Annotated in this window: 18 protein-coding genes; 4 read left to right on the top strand and 14 right to left on the bottom strand. The window is 67.7% G+C overall.

Translation table 11 applies throughout. The features are described 5' to 3' along the window. The first annotated feature begins 58 nt into the window (after positions 1–58). The 3 genes from FOZ70_RS26710 (at position 59) to FOZ70_RS26700 (ending at position 1,218) form a co-directional block, all read left to right on the top strand. Complete coding sequence (locus tag FOZ70_RS26710; RefSeq protein WP_021162263.1) at positions 59–364, top strand: hypothetical protein; 306 nt, start codon at positions 59–61, stop codon at positions 362–364. Positions 365–401: 37 nt separating this feature from the next. After that, positions 402–656: a hypothetical protein gene (locus FOZ70_RS26705; RefSeq protein WP_021162262.1), complete on the top strand. Its 255-nt coding sequence runs from the start codon at positions 402–404 to the stop codon at positions 654–656. Positions 657–843: 187 nt separating this feature from the next. After that, complete coding sequence (locus FOZ70_RS26700) at positions 844–1,218, top strand: hypothetical protein (RefSeq protein WP_021162261.1); 375 nt, start codon at positions 844–846, stop codon at positions 1,216–1,218. A 255-nt stretch (positions 1,219–1,473) separates the two neighbouring features. On the opposite strand, the gene FOZ70_RS26695 is transcribed toward FOZ70_RS26700, so the two are convergent. The 8 genes from FOZ70_RS26695 to FOZ70_RS26660 form a co-directional block, all read right to left on the bottom strand. Next, positions 1,474–4,500, bottom strand: coding sequence for a DEAD/DEAH box helicase family protein (locus FOZ70_RS26695; RefSeq protein ID WP_219707198.1), 3,027 nt, complete (start codon positions 4,498–4,500; stop codon positions 1,474–1,476). Beyond that, complete coding sequence (locus FOZ70_RS26690; RefSeq protein WP_219707197.1) at positions 4,500–6,518, bottom strand: site-specific DNA-methyltransferase; 2,019 nt, start codon at positions 6,516–6,518, stop codon at positions 4,500–4,502. Before FOZ70_RS26690 ends, FOZ70_RS26695 begins: the two co-directional genes overlap by 1 nt. Before the next feature lie 349 nt (positions 6,519–6,867). Further along, entirely contained in the window at positions 6,868–7,998 is a 1,131-nt protein-coding gene (locus FOZ70_RS26685) for a porin (RefSeq protein ID WP_059709599.1), read from the bottom strand. A gap of 281 nt (positions 7,999–8,279) precedes the next feature. Continuing rightward, positions 8,280–8,957, bottom strand: coding sequence for a response regulator (locus FOZ70_RS26680; RefSeq protein WP_047851516.1), 678 nt, complete (start codon positions 8,955–8,957; stop codon positions 8,280–8,282). 13 nt (positions 8,958–8,970) lie between these two features. After that, positions 8,971–10,338, bottom strand: a complete 1,368-nt coding sequence (locus FOZ70_RS26675) for a sensor histidine kinase (protein ID WP_021162255.1) — start codon at positions 10,336–10,338, stop codon at positions 8,971–8,973. A gap of 88 nt (positions 10,339–10,426) precedes the next feature. Next, on the bottom strand, positions 10,427–11,284 hold the full coding sequence (locus tag FOZ70_RS26670) for an ABC transporter permease (protein ID WP_104767571.1): 858 nt from the start codon (positions 11,282–11,284) through the stop codon (positions 10,427–10,429). A gap of 38 nt (positions 11,285–11,322) precedes the next feature. Then, complete coding sequence (locus FOZ70_RS26665) at positions 11,323–12,120, bottom strand: ABC transporter ATP-binding protein (RefSeq protein ID WP_027788757.1); 798 nt, start codon at positions 12,118–12,120, stop codon at positions 11,323–11,325. A 114-nt stretch (positions 12,121–12,234) separates the two neighbouring features. Next, on the bottom strand, positions 12,235–13,239 hold the full coding sequence (locus FOZ70_RS26660) for an ABC transporter substrate-binding protein (RefSeq protein WP_021162252.1): 1,005 nt from the start codon (positions 13,237–13,239) through the stop codon (positions 12,235–12,237). A 502-nt stretch (positions 13,240–13,741) separates the two neighbouring features. Between FOZ70_RS26660 and FOZ70_RS26655 the strand changes: the two genes are divergently transcribed. Beyond that, positions 13,742–14,395 carry a response regulator transcription factor gene (locus tag FOZ70_RS26655; RefSeq protein ID WP_042976880.1) on the top strand — a complete coding sequence of 218 codons (654 nt, stop codon included), beginning with the start codon at positions 13,742–13,744 and terminating at the stop codon, positions 14,393–14,395. 8 nt (positions 14,396–14,403) lie between these two features. Here the strand turns inward: FOZ70_RS26655 and FOZ70_RS26650 are convergent, their stop codons facing one another. From FOZ70_RS26650 to FOZ70_RS26625, 6 genes are all read right to left on the bottom strand, one after another. Beyond that, entirely contained in the window at positions 14,404–15,441 is a 1,038-nt protein-coding gene (locus tag FOZ70_RS26650; protein ID WP_219707196.1) for a fimbrial protein, read from the bottom strand. Continuing rightward, positions 15,441–18,032 carry a fimbria/pilus outer membrane usher protein gene (locus FOZ70_RS26645; protein ID WP_258025731.1) on the bottom strand — a complete coding sequence of 864 codons (2,592 nt, stop codon included), beginning with the start codon at positions 18,030–18,032 and terminating at the stop codon, positions 15,441–15,443. Before FOZ70_RS26645 ends, FOZ70_RS26650 begins: the two co-directional genes overlap by 1 nt. 164 nt (positions 18,033–18,196) lie before the next feature. Next, positions 18,197–18,970 carry a fimbria/pilus periplasmic chaperone gene (locus FOZ70_RS26640; protein WP_162175304.1) on the bottom strand — a complete coding sequence of 258 codons (774 nt, stop codon included), beginning with the start codon at positions 18,968–18,970 and terminating at the stop codon, positions 18,197–18,199. Between the two features lie 143 nt (positions 18,971–19,113). Further along, the gene (locus FOZ70_RS26635) at positions 19,114–19,665 is read right to left on the bottom strand and encodes a fimbrial protein (RefSeq protein ID WP_219707194.1); all 552 of its coding nucleotides are present in this window, start codon (positions 19,663–19,665) and stop codon (positions 19,114–19,116) included. Between the two features lie 184 nt (positions 19,666–19,849). Continuing rightward, positions 19,850–20,089: a hypothetical protein gene (locus tag FOZ70_RS26630; protein WP_060048912.1), complete on the bottom strand. Its 240-nt coding sequence runs from the start codon at positions 20,087–20,089 to the stop codon at positions 19,850–19,852. Between the two features lie 51 nt (positions 20,090–20,140). Beyond that, on the bottom strand, positions 20,141–20,455 hold the full coding sequence (locus tag FOZ70_RS26625; RefSeq protein WP_059490343.1) for a hypothetical protein: 315 nt from the start codon (positions 20,453–20,455) through the stop codon (positions 20,141–20,143). Positions 20,456–20,527 lie beyond the last annotated feature (72 nt).

The raw sequence follows: 20,527 nt of genomic DNA, 5'->3' as shown, positions 1-20,527 counted from the left end.
GGTGCCTAGACTCCGAACCGTATTCACATGACGCACGACACGTGCAGGGAGTCGCGAGATGAGCAAGAAACTTATTCTCGGTGCAGTTCTCGGTGTAGCGGCGCTGGCAGCTTCGGGCGTCGCGTCGGCCCACGTCGACCTGTCGGTCGGCATCGGTGTGCCGGGCGTCTATGCGGCGCCCGCACCGGTCTACGTCGCGCCGCCGCCGCCCGTCATGTACGCGCCGGTCGGCTACCGCGATGACGGCTGGCGCGGCGATGGCTGGCGTCAGCGCGAATGGCGCGAACACGAGTGGCGCCGCCGTGAATGGCGCGAGCACGAGTGGCGCGACCGCGGCGGCTGGCGCGGCGGCCGCTGGGACTGAGCGGCCCGGCTGATCACCACGAGAGGAGAGTGACAACATGATGCCCATTCGTCACATCAGGCTGTGCGCCGCCGCCGCTGTCGTCGCGCTCGCAACGATCGGCAGCGCGCATGCGGCGGGCTGCATGAAGGGTGCGGTGGTCGGCGGGGTCGCCGGCCACTACGCCGGGCACCACGCGGTCGTCGGTGCGGTCGGTGGCTGTATCGTCGGCCACCACATGGCGAAGAAGCAGGCGCAGGAGCAGGCCGCTCAACACAAGGCCGCCGCGCAGGGCATGCAGCCGGCGCAGTAAGCACTTCATCACCGGGGCGGCGCCAACGCGCCGCCGCCGCCTGCTTCGCTCCCCGTTCATGCAACACCCGGATCGATCCGACGAATGCGCACCGCGCGCATCGTTACGATCATTTACAACGTCGTGTGGCGCGAATTTTGTGCGTTCATAGAATGCAGTCACACGAACGCGCTCCAGGGAGCACAAGATGAAACAGCAACGATATCTGTCCGTATTGACGGCCGCGCTGCTCGCGCTCGGCTCGGTGTCCGCGTACGCGGCGGCCGGCGGCAATGGCGGTGGCAACGGTGGCGGTCATGGCGCAGGCGGCTCGGGCGGCAACGCGGGCGGCATGTCCGGCGGCCACATGAGCGGCCAGGCGCTGAGCAACTCGAACGGCATGCACGCGGGGGACCGCGACAAGGGCCTGTCGCGCGCTGCCGACCGCTCGGATACGATCGCCGATCGCGCCGGCGTGCAGCCGGGTCATGGTCACACGCACGGGCATGCGCATGGCCATACCACGCATGCGTCGACGTCCACGCATCGTTCGCATCACAACGCATTCGGCCGCACGCTGTAAACGCGGCGCACGCATGCGGGAGAAGGGCGCTTCGGCGCCCTTTTTTCATCGAGGCAACGCATTGCCGCCGTCGCGCGAAAACGTCGTGCCGACCCGATTTGCAACCAGCCGTAACCGCACTGCGCCCGGGCAAGAATACGGATCGCTTTCAGGAGGACGGTACGAGCGGAATCGATACGCGGCGTGCGCGTCGCAACGGTATCCGGCGCGATCGATCGACGCAGAAAAAAGGGCGGCTCATCGCCGCCCTTCGTATCACCGCCCGGCGCCTGCCAGCGGCACCGCAGGTTCGAACAACGCATCGGCCTGCCTGACGCGCACGAAGCGCGCCGCGCCGTCGCCGTCCACCAGTGCACGGAAATGCGCTTCGCCGCACGCGAGCTTCGCACGCTCGTGCTCGCTCGGCACATGGCCGTCGGTATTCGGCGTATCGACGACGAAGTACAGCCGCTCGCCGCCGTCCTGCTCCGCGAGCACGGCCCAGTCGGGGTGATAGCTGCCGAGCGGTGTCTGCACGCGGAACCACGCGGGCAGCTTCGCGTACAGCTTCACGCCGTCATGCGCCTCGAGCGCATCGGCGAACGCGCGCTCCGCGTCCGTCTCGCACACGACCGCTTCGTGGATCGACTTCCGCGCGTCGGGCCGCAGGTTGCGCAGGTAACCCGTCAGCGCCTCGCTTTCGAACGATTCGAGCGCATGCACATGGCGCTCGCCGAGCTTGCGATACGCGATGCCCGCGACGAGCGCGAGCCGCTTGCAGCGGTTGATCGCATCGGCCGCGACCGCGATGAACTGCTGCGGATTCACGCGAAAATCGTCGAGCCGGCCGCTGTCGGCCAGGATCGTCGCAAGCGAACGGCGCGTGAGCTGCGTGCGGTCCTGCAGCTCGGTGAGCAGGTCGGGCAGCGGCAGCTCGCCTTCGTCGAGCAGCACCGTGCCGGCGCCGCCCACCTCGATCGCCTCGATGCCGGCCTTGCCGATATCGATCTCGGCCTTGCGCCACTGCAGGCGTGCGCGCGCGATGTCCGGCGCGTCGTGCAGCGCGGCCGCGCAGTCGCGCACGAGCTTCGCGTTGTCGAACTCGACGCGGTACACGGTGCGATGGCGGATGCGGTCCCACAACGCGCGGAAATCCTCGCCGAACACGACGGCCTTGCCCGACGCATCGCGCCGCAGCGCGATCGCACGGCGCTCGTCCGCGTTGCGCACGGCAAAACGGCCCGACAGCTTGCGCAGCGTCGCGACGATCGGCGCGCGCAGCATCTCGAACGCCTCGGGCAGCACCAGCGCGCCCTGGCGCAGCGCATCCTTCAGCCGGTCGAGCACCTTGCCCTGCGCATCGACGTAACCCTGCTCGTGCAGATGATTCCACAGCACGCGCGACAGCTCGATGCCGAGCGCATGCGCGGGCGCGTCGCCTTCCTGTACGGGCAGCGCCGCGAACTGGTGTTCCTCGACGATCCCGAAACGGATGCCCGTATCGGCCTCGATTTCCTTCTGCAGGTTCTCCGCGAACGACTCGTAGCGCTCGGTCGCGATCACGGTGAGCGTGTTCACGCCCGGGTCGCGCACGCGTTCGCCGTCCTGGTCGACGGCGAGGCGCAACCCGCGGCCGAGCGTCTGGCGGCGCTCGCGCTCGGTCTGGATGTCGCGCAGCGTGCAGATCTGGAACACGTTCGGGTTGTCCCAGCCTTCCTTCAGCGCCGAGTGCGAGAAGATGAACTTCAGCGGCGTGTCGAACGACAGCAGCGCTTCCTTCTCGCGCATGATCAGGCCGTACGCGCGTTCGGCGTTCTCGCGGGCCGCCGCGCTGCTTTCGCTCGTGTCGGTCCAGCCGCCCTTGCGGTCGATCGAGAAGTAGCCGTTGTGCGCGCGCCCGACTTCGAGCGCCACGTCGACGCCGTCGAACAGCGCACGGTAGGCCGGCACGCGCGCCGCACGCGCATATTCCTCTTCGAAGATCAGCGCGTAATCGCCCTTCACGGGCATACCGTTCTCGTCGTAGCGGCGATAACGCTCGACCGAATCGACGAAGAACAGCGACAGCACCTTCACACCGCGCTCGGCCAGGCGCAGTTCCTTGTCGAGATGCTCGCGGATCGTGCGGCGGATCATCTCGCGCTGCACGGCGAGCGTGTCGATGTCGCCGAACGCCTCGCCGAGCGACAGGAACGCCTCGCCTTCCGGATGGCGCAGCTCGACGTATTCGGCGCCCTTCACCGCATGCACCTCGCCGATCCGCAGCCCGGCATACAGCGCGCGTTTCGTCAGCCGCTCGAGATCGTCGCCGTCGGTGGCCGTCACGATCTGGCGCTTCACGCCAGCCGCGGTCGCGACGTCGAGCTCGATGCGCGCGCTGATCGCGCCGCGCCGGTTCGACACGCCGACGAGCCGCACGTACGGCTTGTTGTGCGCGTCCTCGACGATCGCCGACGCGATCTCGATCTGCTTCACGAGCTTGCGTTCGTACGCGTCGACCGCGTCGAGCCGGTACACCATGTGGTGACGGTCGACGTGCGTGGCCGAATAGCGCAGCGTGCAGAGCGGCGCCATCGCGGCGAGCGCTTCGCGCCCGCGCCCCTCGAGGCCGCCGTCGACGCTTTGCGGCTCGTCGACGATCACGATCGGCCGCGTCGCGCGGATCAGGTCGATCGGCTTCTCGCCGCCGGTCTTCTCGCTGTCCTTGTAGAGGTTGTTGATTTCCTTCTTGTTGATCGCGGCGACCGTCATCACCATGATCTGGATCGCCGCGCTCGCCGCGAAGTGACGCACCTGGCCGAGCTTCGCGGAGTCGTACAGGAAGTAGTCGTACGGCACGCCCGCGTACAGCGCGCGGAAGTGATCCTCGGTGATGGAAAGCGTCTTGTGCACGCCTTCCTTGATCGCGATCGACGGCACGACGATCACGAACTTCGTGAAGCCGTAACGACGGTTCAGCTCGAAGATCGTGCGCAGGTACACGTAGGTCTTGCCGGTGCCGGTCTCCATCTCGACGGTGAAGTCGCGCGAGCCGGGCAGGCCGGACGGCGGCAGCCCGCCGCGCAGCTGCACGTCGGCGAGATTGCGCGCGAGCGCGTCGTCGGTCAGCGACAGCCGGTTGCCGACGCCCTGTTCCGACACCGCGAAGCCAAGCGAGCCCTGCGCGGCGGCCGTCGTGCCGGGCGCCGCGTTCGCGAGCACGCTGAAGTCGCCGCGATACGATTCCTGGCCGCGAAACAGGTCGCAGACGGCGTCGATCGCCTCGCGCTGGTAGTCGAGATCCGCTTCGAAATGCAGCCGCATCACAGGCTCCGCACGCGCTTCACGCCGTGCTGTTCGAGCAGCGCGGCGAGATTGAGCTTCGCGACGTCGTCGACGAAACCGCTGTCGCGGAACAGGCACGTGACGTCGTGCGTCGTGCCGGTCGCATCGAGCAGGTCGACGATGCCGTCGGCGAGCGGGCCCGCGTCGTCGCGCGAGATGCGCGCATCGAAGCACGCGACGATCGCGCGGCCGATCAGGTGCACGGTCTTGCCGGCCACCTGGTGATGCTCGACCGGCGTGCACAGGTCGAGGCCGAGCTTCAGCGTCAGCTCGGCGAGCAGGTCGTCTTCCGTGCGGCCGGTCTTCACGTGCTCGACGGATGCGAACAGCGCATGGTCGAAGTCGTCGCGGCGCGGGTCCCACTCGATCACGTTGGTCGTGTCGAGCCGGTACACGCGGAAACCGAGGTCGCCATAGCTTTCCGGGTAATCGCGCGCGACCTGCTGCGCGGCGCGGCGCAGGCGTTCCTTGGTGATTTCGGCGAGCGTCAGCGGCTTTTTCAGCTTCGCGCAGAAATCGGCGGCCGCCGCCTGCGTCTTGTCGCGGCGGTCGAGCGCCTCGGGCAGCTGCACGAGCACGTAGCGGCGCGCGCCGCCGTCGGTCGCGTTCACCTGCATCACCGCATGGCCGGTCGAACCGGAGCCCGCGAAGCAGTCGAGCACGATGTCGTCGCCGCGCGTGCACCAGCCGATCACGGCCGCCGCGAAATCGACCGGCTTCGGCAGGTCGAACGGGATGCCGAGCGTCTTCAGCAGCGCGTCGTCGGAGCCGGCGAACGGCAGCACCGACGGCACGTTCTCGTACATGTTCTCGTCGAGGTAGTAGATCCGCTGCGGCTGCGTGGTTTCATCCGCGCCGAACTCGATCTGGCCGCGCTCGATCAGCGCCTGCATCGTCGCGGGCGGGTTGCGCCAGCCGCGCGCCGGCATCGCGCACGGCTTGCCGGTGACCGGGTGGATCAGCGGCGTGAAATACTCTTCCGGCGCCTTTTTCTTGTTCGGCCAGGCCATCGACACGAGGCGGTACACGCGCCCGTCGGCCGACAGCCGGTCGTACATCGCCTCGCCGCCGGACAGGTTGGTCTGCGCCTTCATCCACGCGCGGTACGCCTTCTGCGCGTCCTTCGCGTTGCCGCTGCGGTACACGGCGTCGTGCGCGGCATCGAGCATGCGCTGCGCATTGCGTTTCGGGCGCTTGAGCGGCGCCCGTTCGAGCAGCGTCTCGGCGTTGCGCGCGAACAGCACCAGCGATTCGTGCTGGTACGCGACGCCGCGTGCGTCGCCCTTCGGGTTGCGCTTGTCCCACACGGCGACGCCGAGCTCGTTCTCCTCGCCGAAGATCTCGCGCAGCATCAGCACCAGCGCGTGCACTTCGTGCTCGTCGATGTGCACGGCGATCAGCCCTTCGTCGGACAGCAGCGCGTGCGCGAGCTTCAGGCGCGGATACATCATGTTCAGCCAGTCGGTGTGGAACCGGCCGTTCGCCTCGGTGTTGGTGCTGCGCTTCACGCCGCCCTGGGTCTGCCCGGTCATCGCCAGGTAGTGGCGGATGCTGTCGCTGAAGTCGTCCGGATAGACGAAATCGCTGCCGGTGTTGTACGGCGGGTCGATGTAGACGAGCTTCACCTTGCCGGCGTAACTCTTGTGCAGCAGCTTCATCACGTCGAGGTTGTCGCCCTCGATCACGAGATGGCGCGTATCGTCCCACGCGACGCTGTCGTCGGGGCAGGGCCGCAGCGTGCCGGTCGACGGCGTGAGCGCGGCCTGGCGCGCGCTGCGCTTGCCATGCCAGTGGAAGCCGTAGCGTTCTTCGGCGTCGCCGACCGTGCGATCGCCGACCAGCGCCTTCAGCACGTCGATGTCGACCGACGCGCCGCCGGGGCCTTCGGTCACGAGTTCGGGGAACAGCGCCTTCAGGCGCGCGACGTTGTCGGCGGTGAAATCGGTCGACATCGCCTGCGGGCTGGCCGCATCGAGTTTCTGCATCGTCTTTTCCATCGGAGCCCGGCCGCGCGCGCCAGGACGTCGGGCGCGCTCACGGCACCGGCGGCAATGGCCACCCGGGCAAACCCGAAACGCTATCGAGTCGACCGGCCGAGGTCAAGCGCCGATGTGGGCCGAGCGTGCGCGCATCGGCCGCGATCGCCCGCCCCACGGGCCGCAAGCGGCTTCGGGCCGGTTGTCGCACGGGCGGCCGGCGGCCGTTGTCCGGGCACCCCGGAGCGCCGCGGAAAGGACGAAAAAAAGGGCACGGTCGGCGCAAAGCGCCGCCGTGCCCGCATGGAGAAATCCTGGAGGCAGGGAAAGGCGGGGTACCGCAGCCCCGCCCGGATGGCCGGCCCGCAGGTCAGAAACGCGTGCGGATGCCCGACGTCAGTTCGAGCTGGTTCTTCGCGCCGAACGTCGACGCAGCCGTGTAGCCGCCGTGCAGCTTCATGTAGTCGCCGGCGAGGTACACCTCGGTGCGCTTGCTCAGGTGATAGAACACCGACCCGTAGATCGTCTCCTTGAAGCCGTTGGCGACGCCGTTGGTCAGGCTGAACGCGCCGAGGTTCGCGTTCGGCGTGAAGCCGTCGGAGTTGTTCGCGGCGTTCTTGATGCGCATCTGCTGGTAGCCGAGCTCGTAGTCGAGCGCGCCTTTCGGGGCGATCTTCATCGACACCGTCCACGAATCGTCGTGACGCTGGCCGAGCGGGCCCTGGTCGCCGTTGTAGCGGAAGTAGCCGGCATTCAGGCGCACGATGTCGAACGTGTAGTTGCCGCCGACCGAGAACGTCTGGTTCCGGAAGCCGTTGTGGTTCACGTGGTTGTAGAAGCCCGACACGTTGAACGGCCCGCCGTTGTAGCCGAGCGCGGCCTGGTAGGCGGAGCCGGTCGCGAACGACGTCGAGTTGCTGAACTGGTAGCCGGCGCTCGCGAAGATGCCGTTGCTGAACAGCTTCTTCCACGCGACGCCGTTGTTGTAGCGCGTGCCGGTCGGGCCGGCCGCGTAGAAGATCATCTGCTTGAAGTTGTTCGAGTTGGTCCAGCCGCCTTCCTCGGTCGACAGCCTCGCGGAACCGTACGCGTCGCCGTAGATCGCCGATGCGTCACGCGCGATCGTGTTCTGGAAGCCGGCCGTCAGCTTGCCGAAGCGCTCGTCCTCGACGCCGACCCACGCGTCGCGGTCGAAGATCTGGCCTTCGTCTTCCATCTGGCCGTTCGCGACCACGAATTCGCTTTCGAGGCGGAAGATGATCTTCGTGCCGCCGCCGATGTCTTCTGCGCCGCGCAGGCCCCAGCGGCTGCCGCTGAACCACGGCTCGCCTTCGTTGCCCATCCCGATCACGTGATTGCCGTTCGCGTCGGCGTGGGTCCGGTAGGTCGGAAAGCTCAGGTCCATCAGGCCGTAGAGCTGCACGCTCGACTGCGCTTGCGCGTGCGTACCGGCGCACAGGCCGGCCGCCGCGATGGAAAGGGCAAGGGTTTTTCGTTTCAAGATCGTCTCCTCCGAGCTGCCGCATTGAAATCTTGTCGTTTGCAGTACGTAATGTATGCCGACTCTTGCCGGCCACAGCGAGAGGGCCGACGCGTAGCATCGTAGAGCGTGCAATCCTTCACGACGCTTTCCCGGACGCAGGAATCGGATCGGTGAAAACACCGAACGCGCAACGATCACGGATCAGGCAGGCGTGCGCAAGCGGGCCTGCCGGGCATCCGGCTGGCCTGGTCAACCTTTCGTGCTACGAATCGATGTTCCGTGCGGCGGGTGCGTGCCCGTCAGTCCTGCGCGCTTTTCATGCGCAGGATGTAACCCAGCCCGCGCAGCGTGATGATCTCGGCCGTGCTGCCCGCGAGATGCTTGCGCAGCCGGTGAATATATATGTCGATCGCGTCGGCGCTGGGCTCGTCGTCGAGCGCGAACACGCTGTCCATCAGCCGCGCCTTCGACACCGTCTTGTTCTGCTGCAGCATCAGCGTCTCGAGGATCGCGTGCTCGCGGCGGCGCAGCGCGAGCACCGTTTCGCCGCAGCGGAATTCGCGCGTGCCGAATGCATAGACGAGATCGCCGCACACGAGCTGCGTCGTGCCGACGCCGGCCTGCCGGCGGATCAGCGCGCGAATCCGTGCGACCAGCTCGCGCGATTCGAACGGCTTCACGACGTAGTCGTCGGCGCCCGCGCCGAAGCAGTCGACCTTGTCGTCGACCGAGCCGTGCGCGGTCAGCATCAGCACCGGCACGTTGTCGTTGCGGCGCCGCAGCCGCGCGAGCACTTCCTTGCCGCTGATGCCGGGCAGACGCATGTCGAGCAGCACCGCGTCGTAGCGTTCGGTCTTCAGCACCGTGTCGGCGCGCTCGCCGTCGCCGACGGAATCGACCGCGAAGTCCTCGCCGCGCAGCAGGTTCACGATCCAGTGCGCGAGTTCGGCGTTGTCTTCGACCAGCAGGAGTTTCATGACGGCTTTCTCTTCAATCGTAGGCGGGCAGCCGTACGGTCACGACGATACCGCGATTGCCGGCCCCCGGCGCGAGCGACGCGCTGCCGCCGTGCGCCTGCGCGATTTCACGGACGATCGCGAGCCCGAGGCCCGAGCCTTCGGTGTCGGCCGACACGCGGTAGAACCGCTTGAACACGTGCGGGCGCGCTTCGGCCGGGATGCCGGGGCCGTTGTCGATCACGTCGAGCACGATCGCGTCGCCGTCGCGGCGTGCGGCCACCGTCACGCAGCCGCCGGGCTGCGTGTAGCGCACCGCGTTGTCGACGAGGTTCATCACCAGCGCGGTCAGCAGGCTGTCGCTGCCCGCGACGTCGAGCCGCTCGCCGAGATCGGCGCCGAGATCGATATCGCGCCGCTGCGCGAGCACGATCGTTTCCTCGAGCACGCTCGATACCACGGCCGCGAGATCGACGCGCTGGGTCAGCAGCGTCGACGGCGTGGCCTCCGCGTGCGCGAGCAGCAGCAGCTTGTCGGTCACGTCGGCCATCTTGCGGCTGCTGCGCTGCATGCTGTCGAGTACCGCCGCGAGCTCCGGATCGTCGTGTCCGCGCCGCTGCGCGTACTGGATCTGCGTGTCGAGCACCGCGATCGGCGTGCGCAACTGGTGCGCGGCATCCGCGATGAAGCGGCGCTGCGTGGCCGTGTGCATGTTCAGCCGCGCGATGCACTGGTTGATCGCATCGACGATCGGCCGCAGCTCGTTCTGCAGCCGCTCGGGGCGGATCGGCTCCAGCTCCATCGGCCCGCGGTCGGCCACGTCGTCCTTCAGCTTCATCAGCGGGCGCATCTCGAAGGTGAGGCCGAGGTACACGAGCCCCATCGCGAGCATCAGCATCAGCGACAGGCGCACGAGCTGCGGCCGCCAGATCGTGGCGACCATCGCGCGATGCGAGCGCGTCGTCTTCGCGACGACCACCGTGACCGTCTCGACCTGCCCTTCGTCGTACAGCTGGCGATCGTAGGCCACCGCGCGCAGCGGCACGCCGTCGAGCGACGTGTCGTACAGCGTCGGCTCGACGCCGTGCCGCGCGGGCACGTCGAGCGCCGGCGTGCCGGCGAGCAGGCGGTCGTGCCCGTCGATCACCTTGTAGAACACCGAATCGCCAGACGGCGATTCGAAGATCTCCAGCGCGGCCGGCGGCACGTCGGCGACCGGCAGCCCGTTGCGCCATTCGACGTCCTCGCCGATCGTGCGTGCGGACGCGACGAGCGCGCTGTCCTGCACGAGCGCGGCCGTGGTCCGCGCGGTGTCGTACGACATCGCGCCCGCGATCAGCACGAACACCGCGAGCGGCAGCAGCAGCCACCACAGCAATCGCCCGCGCAGGCTGTGCGCCATCCTGTTGCGCTCCTTCTCCGGAATGCCGAACCGCGCCGGGAGCGCCGGCGCGGTCGGAAGTGTCATGTGAGGCGTGCGCCGCCGGCGTTCAGAACGCCGCGGGCCGCCACTTCAGCAGCCGCTTCTCGAGCCAGGTCAGCAGGTAGTCGGCGGCCAGCGCGACCACGGCCAGCACGATCATCGCCGCGAACACGCCGCTCGCGTTGAACGCGCCCTGGGCGGTGGAGATTAGCAAACCGATGCCCTGCTTGGAACCCAGGAATTCGCCGACGACCGCGCCGACCAGCGCGAAACCGAAGCTCACGTGCAGGCTCGCGAGAATCCACGAGAGCGCGGACGGGATCACGACCGACGTCGTGATCTGCCGGCGCGACGCGCCGAGGATCTGCGCGTTCGCGATCAGGTAGCGGTCGGCTTCGCGCACGCCCTGGAACGCGTTGCCGAACACGACGAAGAACACCATCACGACGGCCAGCGCGATCTTCGACGCCATCCCGAGGCCGAGCGCGATCACGAAGATCGAGCCGAGCACGACGCGCGGGATCGAGTTCGCGATCTGGATGTACAGGCCGAACACGTCGGCCATCAGCTTGTTGCGGCCGAGCACGATCCCGCAGATCACGCCGGCCACCGAGCCGATCAGGAAGCCGATCGTGGTTTCCTCGAGCGTCACCCACACCTGCGTGAGCAGCGGCCCTTGCGACGTGCCGTTGACGAACCAGTCCTGGATCTGCGCGAAGATCAGCGTCGGCTGCGAGAAGAAGAACGGATCGATCCACTTCAGCCGCGCGGCGAGTTCCCAGCCGCCCAGCACGATGACGAGCACGGCGATCCGCAGGCCGATGATCAGTTGCCGGCGGCGGCGCAGCCGGGTTTGCGCGGCGCGCGACTCGTCGTCGAGCGACTTCGCCGGAATGGCGGTGGGGGGAAGCGTCATGTCGGTCATGCTCCTGTCCTTGCTGTCCTTGCCGTGCGGCGTATGCGTCAGCCGATCTGCACTTCTTCGCGCAGGTCGTGCCAGATGTCCTTGGAAATTTCGATGAAGCGCGTGTCGTAGCGGATCTCCGACGTGACGCGCGGGCGCGGCAGGTCGATCTCGTACACGCGCTTGAGCGTCGCGGGGCGAGCGGTCAGCACGAACACGCGGTCGGCGAGCGCGATCGCCTCCTCGAGATCGTGCGTGACGAACACGACCGAGCCCTTGTTCGCGGACCAGAGCTGCAGCAGCTCGTCCTGCATCAGCGTGCGCGTCTGCATGTCGAGCGCGGAGAACGGCTCGTCCATCAGCAGGATTTCCGGCTGGTTGATGAAGGTCTGCGCGAGCGCGACGCGCTTCCTCATCCCGCCGGAGAGCTGGTGCGGGTAGTGCTTCGTGAACTTGTCGAGGCCGACCTTGCGGATCCATTCCTCGGCCTGCGCATACGCGACGTCCTTCGAGCGGCCGCGAAACAGCGGGCCCGCCGCGACGTTGTCGATCACGTTGCGCCACGGGAACACCGCGTCGGCCTGGAACACGAAGCCGATGCGCGGGTCGATCCCGTCGACCGGGCGGCCCATCACGCGCACTTCGCCCGACGCGGGCTTGAGCAGCCCGGTGATCAGGTTCAGCGTCGTCGACTTGCCGCAGCCGGTCGGCCCGACGATCGCGATGAACTCGCCGCGCGCGACGCTCATGCTGAAGTCGCGCAGCGCGACGGTGGCCTTGCCTTCCGGCGAAATGAAGCGGCACGACACGTTGCGAAACTCGATCGCCGGTGTGCTCGGGGAGACTGCCTGATTCATCGCATTCGTCCTGCGGGTGAGGAGGGCGTCGCATCGTGACGCAACGCCGGGCCGGTCAAACGGGCCGGAACGGGGAACGCACGGCGGCGGGATCGCCGCCGCCGGCGCCGCTGCTTATTTCGCGTTCACGAAATCGTTCGTGTAGGTACGCGCCAGGTCGATGTGCTTGCCCTTCACCGACGGGTTGAACGCCGACAGCACCTTCAGCACGGTCGCCGGGCCGTCGGCCGGCATCTTCGCGTCGGCGGTGAACATCGGCAGCGACGCCTTCAGCGCGCTCACGTACAGCGCCTTGTCCTTCTGGTAGTCGGCCGGCATCTTCGCGGCGATTTCGTCGGCGCTGTGCGTGTGGATGAACTGCATCGTCTTCGCGAACGCGTGCGCGAGCTTGGTCGCTTCAGCCTTGTGCGAATCGGCCCACGCCGACTGCACGTACAGGCTCGCGGCCGGGTAGGTGCCGCCGAGCGCCGCGCGCGTGCCTTCCAGCGTGCGCAGGTCGACCAGCACCTTCGCGTCGCCCATCTTCTCGAGCGCGGACACCGTCGGTTCGGTCGTCATCCCGGCGTCGATGCGCCCCTGCTTGATCGCGGCGATGAAGCTCGCGTCGGCGCCGACCGGCAGCATCGTGTACTGCGTCGACGGCACGCCGTGCGCGAGCGCGAGGTATTGGGTGAGGAAGCTGGTCGACGAGCCGAGGCCCGTCACGCCGAGCGTCTTGCCTTTCGCGTCGGCCATCGACTTGAACGTCGGCGCGGCCTTGGTCGACACCATCTCGACTTCGCCCGGCACCTGGCCGAACACGGCGATCGCCTTCACGTCCTTGCCCTTGCTCTGCAGGTCGATCGTGTGGTCGTAGAAGCCGACGACGCCCTGCACGGCGCCTGCGAGCAGCTCGTTCTCGGCGTCGACGCCGGCCGGCTGCGACAGCAGCTCGACGTCGAGGCCTTCGGCCTTGAAGTAGCCGAGCTCCTGCGTGAGCCGCGCGGGCAGGTAGATCAGCTTCGCGATCCCGCCGACCATGATCGTGATCTTGCCGCCGTCGTCGGCGAAGGCGGGGTGAGCGGCGAGCGCGCAGCTCAGGCTGGCTGCCACGGCGAGGGTGCGCAGGATGGGTCGCATCGGGTCGTCTCCGTTCGTTGTATTCGTCTGGCGCGATGCTTGCTGCATCGTCACGACGAGTATAGGGAGGCGAAACCTTCCGCTACCTTTCGCGGGCCGGCGATTCCTTTAGGGGTTTTCCAGCAACGGGGGGCCGGAACGGGGGGCGCGGCACGCGACCGCCTCGCGTCTCGCGCGGCCGTGTGCGCTCCACGGCGAACCCGTGCAGCTGCGGACCGGCAATCGATTTATCCAATTTGAATTAGGACGAGTTCGATAAACGCGATAAACATGAGTGGACAGGATCGTTATCGGCTTGTTCAGGTGGTATTCCGTTGCGATATGCGCATAAGATCCTTAATTTCGGAATAATCAATCGATAATAAATGCCCTTTCATTAAATAATCACGAGCATTAAAGTCTGGCGTGGCGCACGCGTGGGTTCCGTGAGCGCCTTCCGTGAGTGCCGTTTGATGCAGTCAGGCCGTATCGACAGGCGTCGTCATGTTTTTTGAAAAACGCAATGCGAGATATGAAAACAATAACCGTCGCCGTGGCCGACGACCATCCGGTAGTCCTGGAGTCGCTTGATCGACTGTTGCAACGGCATCCGCCTTTTCGCGTCGTGCATACCTGCCGCAGCGGCACGGAACTGATTGCCGCGCTGACGCAATCTCCTGTCGATATTGCCGTCGTCGACTATTCGATGAGCCGCGGCGAGCGGCCGCTCGACGGCCTCCCGCTGCTGCGCAAGCTGCGCGATATCGCGCCCCGCACGCGCTGCGTGATGTTCACCGCGCATTCGAATCCGAGCGTGCTTGCGGCCGCGCTGAAGCTCGGGGTCGCCGCGATCGTCAGCAAGGACGACCCGCTCGCCGAGATCGTCGGCGCGTGCCGGCGGGTCGGTACGGCCCGCGCGTGTTACCTGTCGCCGACGGCGCGGGCGGCCGTCGAGCGCGGCGAGGCGGGCACGCTCGGCGGGCACCCGGCGCTCACGGCGCGGGAGCTCGAAGTCGTACGGTTATTCGCATCCGGGCATACGCTGCAGGACATCGCGAAGCAGCTCGGCCGCTCGGTCAGCACCGTGTCGACGCAGAAATACACGGCGATGCGCAAGCTGCAGGCCGATTCGAACACCCACCTGATTCGGTACGCGTACGAAAACGGGCTGATCTGACGGCGCGGTCATTTGTACGTGACCGTGAAGGTAGCCGAGCTGTTCGCGATGCCCGGCTTCGCCGTTGCACCGGTCTGGTAGTAGCGGGCCGACAGCGGCACCGAGAAGGTCGCGGACGCCGACGGCGAGTCGCTGACCTTCCACGGCGTGCCGAGCTCGACGGGCGTGTCGTCGCCCTTGAGCAACTGGATGCCGACACCGGAGGCGTCGCTCGACGACGACAGCGCCAGCACGCCTTTCGATGCATCGACTGCCTTGCCGTCCAGCGTCAGGTTGACTTCGAACGCGCCCGCCACGCCGGTATCGCAGCGCAGGCCGATCGCGAAGCCCTTCGATTTCGACGTCGAGCCGGCGCCCGAGCCGATGCCGGACGACGCGTTCAACGCATGGGCCCCGAGGTCGACCGACACCGACGGGGTGGTCGTCGTGCAGGTCGTCGGCTGGAACGAGATGTTGTCGAAGCCGTACATCAGGTAGCGGGTTGCGTCGGCGGTCGAGTTGTCCGGACCGCCGATCAGCGCCGTCAGGACCGACAGCACCGGAAACGGCTTCGCGACCGACGGTGTCGCGCCGCTCTTGACCAGCTCGACGTCCACTTTCGCGGTAACGGCAGTCTTCCCGATCGACTTGATCGTCGTGCCCATCGGCAGCGACGACGTGCCGTGCCCGCGGTTGCCGTCATAGGTCACGTAAAGCGTGAGCCCGTTGGCCGTCAGGTCCGGGTCGTCCGCCCATCGATACAGCGTGGCCTCGACGGCCCTGCTTCCGGGTACCTTCATCCAGCAACTCGCGGCGATCTCGATGCCTTCCTTGCTCCACAGCACGGTGCCGATCGGGGCGTCCGCCGCGATCTTGAAGCCGGACGGCAGCTCGCCGAGCTTCGACGACGACGTGTTGATGCAGGTGGCCGTGGACGCGTGCGCATGGCCGACGCCGGCCGCGCCCAGCACCAGCGCGGTCAGCGCCGTTCGAAGGCCGGCGCCGCGATTCCCGTCGCGAGCGCACGGGTGCGGGTGCAGGCTTCGATTCGTTCTGCGGTGTTCCATCACGATTCTCCTGCCGGGGCGCGCCGGACCTCGGGCGCGTCAGCGGATGGGTTGTCCAGTTTGCAGGGCGCCTCGATGCGCTCGATGCCGATCGGCGCCGCGCGTTGCTCCAGCGGCGGCAGCGCGACCCGGATCGTGCACCGCCACGCGTCGGCGTGCCCCCATTTCACGGTCAGCGTGTCGTTCGGCTCGGATAGCCGGGCGTAGACCTGGCCACCCTGCGACACGATTCCGACGTTGTTGCCGCGTCCGTCGAACACCGGCGCGCCGAACGGCAGTTCCGTGCCCGCCGGCGCCGCCGCATGGATCAGAAGCGGGCGGCCCGTCACCGTCGGATAACGCAGCATCACGATCGCTCCCTGGCGCGGCGCGACCTGCTGGCTCGTCGTCTGCAGCTCGACGTCGGCCGGCAGGCCGCGCGGATCGATCTCGACCTGGTTCACGCGATACGGGCTCAGGTACGGGACGACCGCGTAGCCGCGCCGGTCGAGACGGATGCCGCTGTAGCCGGCCACGGTTGCGCCGCCGGCGGCCGGCGCCGCGACGACGGCCATTGTGTCGGCCGTATACGGGACCGCCGTCACGCCGCCCGGATGGGCGACGACCGTGCCGCTGACGCCCAGCGACGCCGACCCGTAGTCGTTGCCCTTGCCGAGCATCCCCTGCAGTGCGGCGACCGGCGTCCGGTACTGACCCGAGACCGTGCCCGCGTAGGTCGCGTCGGCGTTGCGTGCCGCGGAAACCGAGTAATTGCCCTCGTACGCCGCGCCGACGGAACCGGTTGCGGTGGCCGTCGACGTGAAGCCGTTCAGGCTGTCGCGCGCGGCATAGACGCTCAGTCGCGGCGATCGCGCGCTCGCGCCGAGCGGGACCGACACGCTCAGCATCGCCTGCGTATCGGCGTTGCCGCCGGACGCGAGCGAGCGGTTCACGGATACCGTGTAGTCGAACTGGCGGTAGCGGTTGCTGTAGCTGACCTGGAATTGCGTGTCGGTGCCGCTGCGTGTCCAGTAGTTCTGCGTGTAGCCGCTCACATACAGCTGGCCCCAGCGCTCGCCGAACGGCTGCGCGGCGGTGACCGACACGCGGTTGCGCGCGCGCCATGCGGGTCGCGCGGCCGCGCCGGTCAGGTTGCGTTTCGCGTTGTCGACGAACGCGAGCGCATTGCCGAAGTCGAGATACCCCGACGACGAGAAGCGATAGGCGGCCACCGACAGGTTGCTGTTCGTCGCGTCGATCGTCTTGCTGTACGTGACGCGCACGCTCGACCCGCGCGTCCGCTGCCCGTATGCCGACGTGAACGCGCCGGACACGTCGAGCGCCAACGCGCCCAGCGGCGTGTTGAACGCACCTCCGGCGAGCACGTTCCGGTAGTGCTCGTTCGCGAGCACGCCGCCGTACAGCGTCAGGAGGTTGTTCACGCCGCGGCTGTAGGTCGCCTGCACCACGCGCGGCGTGTACGACAGGTCGACGTTGCGCACGGTGCCCGCGACGAAGCCGAACCGGCTGCGCCCCGGCCGCAGCGACTGCGCGACCGCCGCGTACGGCACGCTGAAGGTGCGCTCGCTGCCATCCGCCTCGGTGACGGTGACGACGAGGTTGCCGCCATAACCGGTCGGGAACAGGTCGTCGATCACGAACGGGCCCGGTGGCACCGCCGTGTCGTAGATCACCGCGCCGTTCTGGCGGATCTTCACGCGCGCGCTGGTGTTGGCGATCCCGCGCACGACCGGTGCGTAGCCGCGCTGCGAATCGGGCCACATCCGGTCGTCGGTCGCGAGCTGCACGCCGCGGAACGCGAACGTATCGAACAGCTCCCCGGACGTGTTCGCGTCGCCGATCCGCACGCGCGCCGTCAGTGCCGACAGGTCGCGCTGTACGTAGGTATTCGCCACGCTGTAGTGACGGCCGCCGTGCTGCTGCCAGTTCAACGCGCCGTCGTGGCGAAAATACCAGCCACCGATGTTGATGCCCGCATTCAGGCCGACGTACGCGGTGGTCGCGCCCTGGCCGTGCGTGACGTTGCGGTACAGGTTCGTGTTGTAGCCGACCCAGCCGGCCGTCACGCCGTCGTCCCACCGTGACGGATCGACGTAGCCGCGCGCCGAGCGCCGCAGCAGCGCCTGCGGGATCTGCACGTCGAGGCGCGCCGCGCCTGCATCGAACGACGCGGTTGCGCCGGGCAGCAGCGCTTCGAGCGGCTGGCACGCGTCGGCCGCATCGAGCAGCACGAGCGCGTCGGGTGCGAACCGTCGCGGGTCCGCATTGAACTTGTCCAGCAGCGGTCGGCCGATGCATACCTGCGCGACGTCCGGGCGCACCTCGCGCACCGTCACGTCGTCGCGGCCGAGCATGACGCCGTTCAGGTAGACGTCCGAACGATACTGGCCGGGCCAGACCGGATTGCCCCGTTCGTAGCGCGACAGGTCGAGCCCGCCGGGCGGCGATGCGACGAGATCGGGGTTGAAGCGCACGGCGCCGGCACCCGTCCCGGCCTCGCCGATCCTCGGCGGCCGGTCGTCGGCGGGTTCGGGTTCGTGCTCGCTTGCGGCGGCGCCGAGCGGCAGCGCCGAACACGCGAGCAACGCCATTGCGTACGATCGGCGCGGGACGGGCACGGCCAGGCGGGCGCACCACCTCGTTGCACGGTCAGCGCGTTCCATGAAATTCGCTCCAGATACTCGAATTGAACGTGTCGCGCACGAGGCGGCGCCCCGGCGCTGAAGGTGTCGGCTTCGCGGTGCGGACGGCGCAGCTAGCGGGTGTCGTCGAGCACCGCCCGCCACTCGACGCCGGTGCCGAAGTCGTTGATGGTTGCGTAGTCGAACGTCGTGCCGGGCGGCAACGCCGGCAGTGCCGCATCGAGCGGAAAAACATGCGATGCCTGCGGCGCGATCATTGCCCCGTCGCTGAGCGAGAAGGTGCGGCCGCCGTGCACGACGCGCGCCGACAGCACGACGACGTTATAAGGCGTCGGATTCGTCGCGCGCAGTGCATGGCCTTTGCCGTCCGGCGCGGGCGCGAGCGACCACTTCAGTTGCCTCGCGGCGGCAATGGCGCCGTTCGCATTCAGTCCGACCGGCCGGAAGAACAGCTTGATCCGCGAACGGAACGCGAGTTGCAGAACGGTGGTCGACTGCGTTTCGTCGACGCCGGGCGGCACGTCCAGTACGTTCAGCCAGAACACCGATTCGCGGTCCTGCGGCAGCGCGTCGCCGGTGTAGACGATCCGCACGGTCTGCCCTCGGCCGGGGTCGATCCGGAACACGGGCGGCATCAGCACGAACGGCACCTTCGTGGTGCCGGGGCGTGCGCGTGGGTCGCCGTCGTCGAGCCACGTCTGCACGAGCGCGGGTTGCGCGCCGTTGTTGTCGAGCTTGACGGTCACTTCACGGTCGCCTCCCGGGTAGATCACGCGGGTGCCGGACACGATGACGCTCGCCGCGGCCTGCTGCGCGAAGCACACGAGCGCGGCGCAGATGCACAGCGAGAACGGGCGCAAAAGGGACGGGAGAATCGGAATCATCATATGTAGCGCGATGGGCAGGGAACGCCGGCGGCCGGCGCACCCGTGCGGCACGGTCATGCCGGCGACACCCGCGGTGCCGCCGGCCGATATCGCCGCGACGGGCGCGCACGCCACGCGTGCTGCCCGTCGCGGCAGCCTGGGGATCAGAGGTAGTCGATCGAGTAGGTGACCGACGTGCTCACGTCACCGGCAGTCGCCGCGCCCTGCGCGTAGTACTGCGCGCCGTAGACCATCGTGGCGCCGTTGTTGACGATCGGCACCGAGGTCTTGCTCGGGTTGCGCTGGCTGGCGTCACCCGCCTTCAGCGCATAGCCGTCGATGTCGAGCAACTGCACGGAAACGTTGGTGGCCGCGTTGCTGACCGCCCGGTTGGTCAACGTGCCGTCCGCCGTGTTCACGTTCGGGCCGGCTTCGAAGAAGGTGCGCACCGACTTGCCGGTGGCGTTCGTGCAATTGCTGAGCGCGATCGTGAAATTGGTCGCGCCGGTGGTTGCGCCCTTCGACGACAGCGTGCTCGCGCTCACGCCCGGCAGCCCGACCGTGCCGTTGTTGCTGCCGTTGTTGATCTTGACGTCGCAGGTCGCGCCGCTCAGCGTGCCCGTGATGGTCACGGTGCCGTCGTACGCATGCGCGGTGAGCGGCGCGAGCGCCATCGCGGCAGTGATCGCCGACGCCAGGGTAAGTTGCTTGATCATGTTCTGCTTCCTCTGTGATTTGCTCGAAAAAACTCCGCCGGCCGTTCCACGATCCGGGCGGATAAATTTAGCTTTCCAGTAAAGGGCGCCACAATCGCAAACGATCCAGAAATGCCGCGTTTTCCATTGAATCAGCATTCCTGAATATTGAGACAACATGGTGCCCGTTCTGGCTGCGCGCTGGCTATCGCGCTGCGCGCCGCAGTAGCGCCAGCGAGACGGCGATCGCCGTCACGCCCACCGCGACGGCAATCTTGCCGAGCGTCCCGACCGCCTCCGTCCCGCTGTTGTCCGACGGGAACGGATTGACCCACGGCTCGCGCGGCTCGCGCGGCGCGAACAGGTTGTTGAGCCAGCCGACAAGATCGCTGGACGACAGACCGCCGGATACGGCCGCACATTCCGCATGGTGCATTTCACGCATGATGTTTGCCCTCTGGAAAAAACTGGAATGGATAAACGGGCCCGCCGCGCCTCACTTCGGTGCCGGCAGGTTCGGATCGAACAGGCCTTCCATCACGCGATTGAAGATCCTGAGCGTCTGCGCCACGCCATTGACGAGGCCGTATGCGTTGCCGCCGATCACGCCGAGCGCCGCGCCCGCGATCAGGCCGACACCCGCGCTGAGGATGCCGAAGCCCAGGATCCCGCCCTGGCTGCCGCCCGTCGCCGCACCCTTGAAGCCGCCGGCGACCAGGCCGGCCGTGGCGCCGAGCAGCGCTGCACCGACGGTGCCGAAAAAGCCGCCGCCGCTCACTTCATGGCATTCCATCGTGGTCAACTCACGCATTTGCGTTTCTCCTTGTTACTGCAGGGTGCCGATCGCGCAAGGCCGGATCGGCATCGGCCGTTTCGCCGCCCG

The sequence above is a fragment of the Burkholderia sp. COPS genome (assembly GCF_019425585.1).
Lineage (GTDB): Bacteria > Pseudomonadota > Gammaproteobacteria > Burkholderiales > Burkholderiaceae > Burkholderia > Burkholderia cepacia.
Note: the sequence above shows the minus strand (reverse complement) of the source record. Positions and strands in the feature narration are given on the sequence as shown.

What these genes read in the sequence shown, in the direction of transcription:
- FOZ70_RS26665 (WP_027788757.1), bottom strand. Translation starts at nt 12,120, where the DNA reads ATGAATCAGGCAGTCTCCCCGAGCACACCGGCGATCGAGTTTCGCAAC.
- FOZ70_RS26705 (WP_021162262.1), top strand. Translation starts at nt 402, where the DNA reads ATGATGCCCATTCGTCACATCAGGCTGTGCGCCGCCGCCGCTGTCGTC.
- FOZ70_RS26635 (WP_219707194.1), bottom strand. Translation starts at nt 19,665, where the DNA reads ATGATCAAGCAACTTACCCTGGCGTCGGCGATCACTGCCGCGATGGCG.
- FOZ70_RS26700 (WP_021162261.1), top strand. Translation starts at nt 844, where the DNA reads ATGAAACAGCAACGATATCTGTCCGTATTGACGGCCGCGCTGCTCGCG.
- FOZ70_RS26650 (WP_219707196.1), bottom strand. Translation starts at nt 15,441, where the DNA reads ATGGAACACCGCAGAACGAATCGAAGCCTGCACCCGCACCCGTGCGCT.
- FOZ70_RS26690 (WP_219707197.1), bottom strand. Translation starts at nt 6,518, where the DNA reads ATGGAAAAGACGATGCAGAAACTCGATGCGGCCAGCCCGCAGGCGATG.
- FOZ70_RS26630 (WP_060048912.1), bottom strand. Translation starts at nt 20,089, where the DNA reads ATGCGTGAAATGCACCATGCGGAATGTGCGGCCGTATCCGGCGGTCTG.
- FOZ70_RS26670 (WP_104767571.1), bottom strand. Translation starts at nt 11,284, where the DNA reads ATGACCGACATGACGCTTCCCCCCACCGCCATTCCGGCGAAGTCGCTC.
- FOZ70_RS26695 (WP_219707198.1), bottom strand. Translation starts at nt 4,500, where the DNA reads ATGCGGCTGCATTTCGAAGCGGATCTCGACTACCAGCGCGAGGCGATC.
- FOZ70_RS26660 (WP_021162252.1), bottom strand. Translation starts at nt 13,239, where the DNA reads ATGCGACCCATCCTGCGCACCCTCGCCGTGGCAGCCAGCCTGAGCTGC.
- FOZ70_RS26625 (WP_059490343.1), bottom strand. Translation starts at nt 20,455, where the DNA reads ATGCGTGAGTTGACCACGATGGAATGCCATGAAGTGAGCGGCGGCGGC.
- FOZ70_RS26675 (WP_021162255.1), bottom strand. Translation starts at nt 10,338, where the DNA reads ATGGCGCACAGCCTGCGCGGGCGATTGCTGTGGTGGCTGCTGCTGCCG.
- FOZ70_RS26655 (WP_042976880.1), top strand. Translation starts at nt 13,742, where the DNA reads ATGCGAGATATGAAAACAATAACCGTCGCCGTGGCCGACGACCATCCG.
- FOZ70_RS26645 (WP_258025731.1), bottom strand. Translation starts at nt 18,032, where the DNA reads ATGGCGTTGCTCGCGTGTTCGGCGCTGCCGCTCGGCGCCGCCGCAAGC.
- FOZ70_RS26710 (WP_021162263.1), top strand. Translation starts at nt 59, where the DNA reads ATGAGCAAGAAACTTATTCTCGGTGCAGTTCTCGGTGTAGCGGCGCTG.
- FOZ70_RS26640 (WP_162175304.1), bottom strand. Translation starts at nt 18,970, where the DNA reads ATGATGATTCCGATTCTCCCGTCCCTTTTGCGCCCGTTCTCGCTGTGC.
- FOZ70_RS26680 (WP_047851516.1), bottom strand. Translation starts at nt 8,957, where the DNA reads ATGAAACTCCTGCTGGTCGAAGACAACGCCGAACTCGCGCACTGGATC.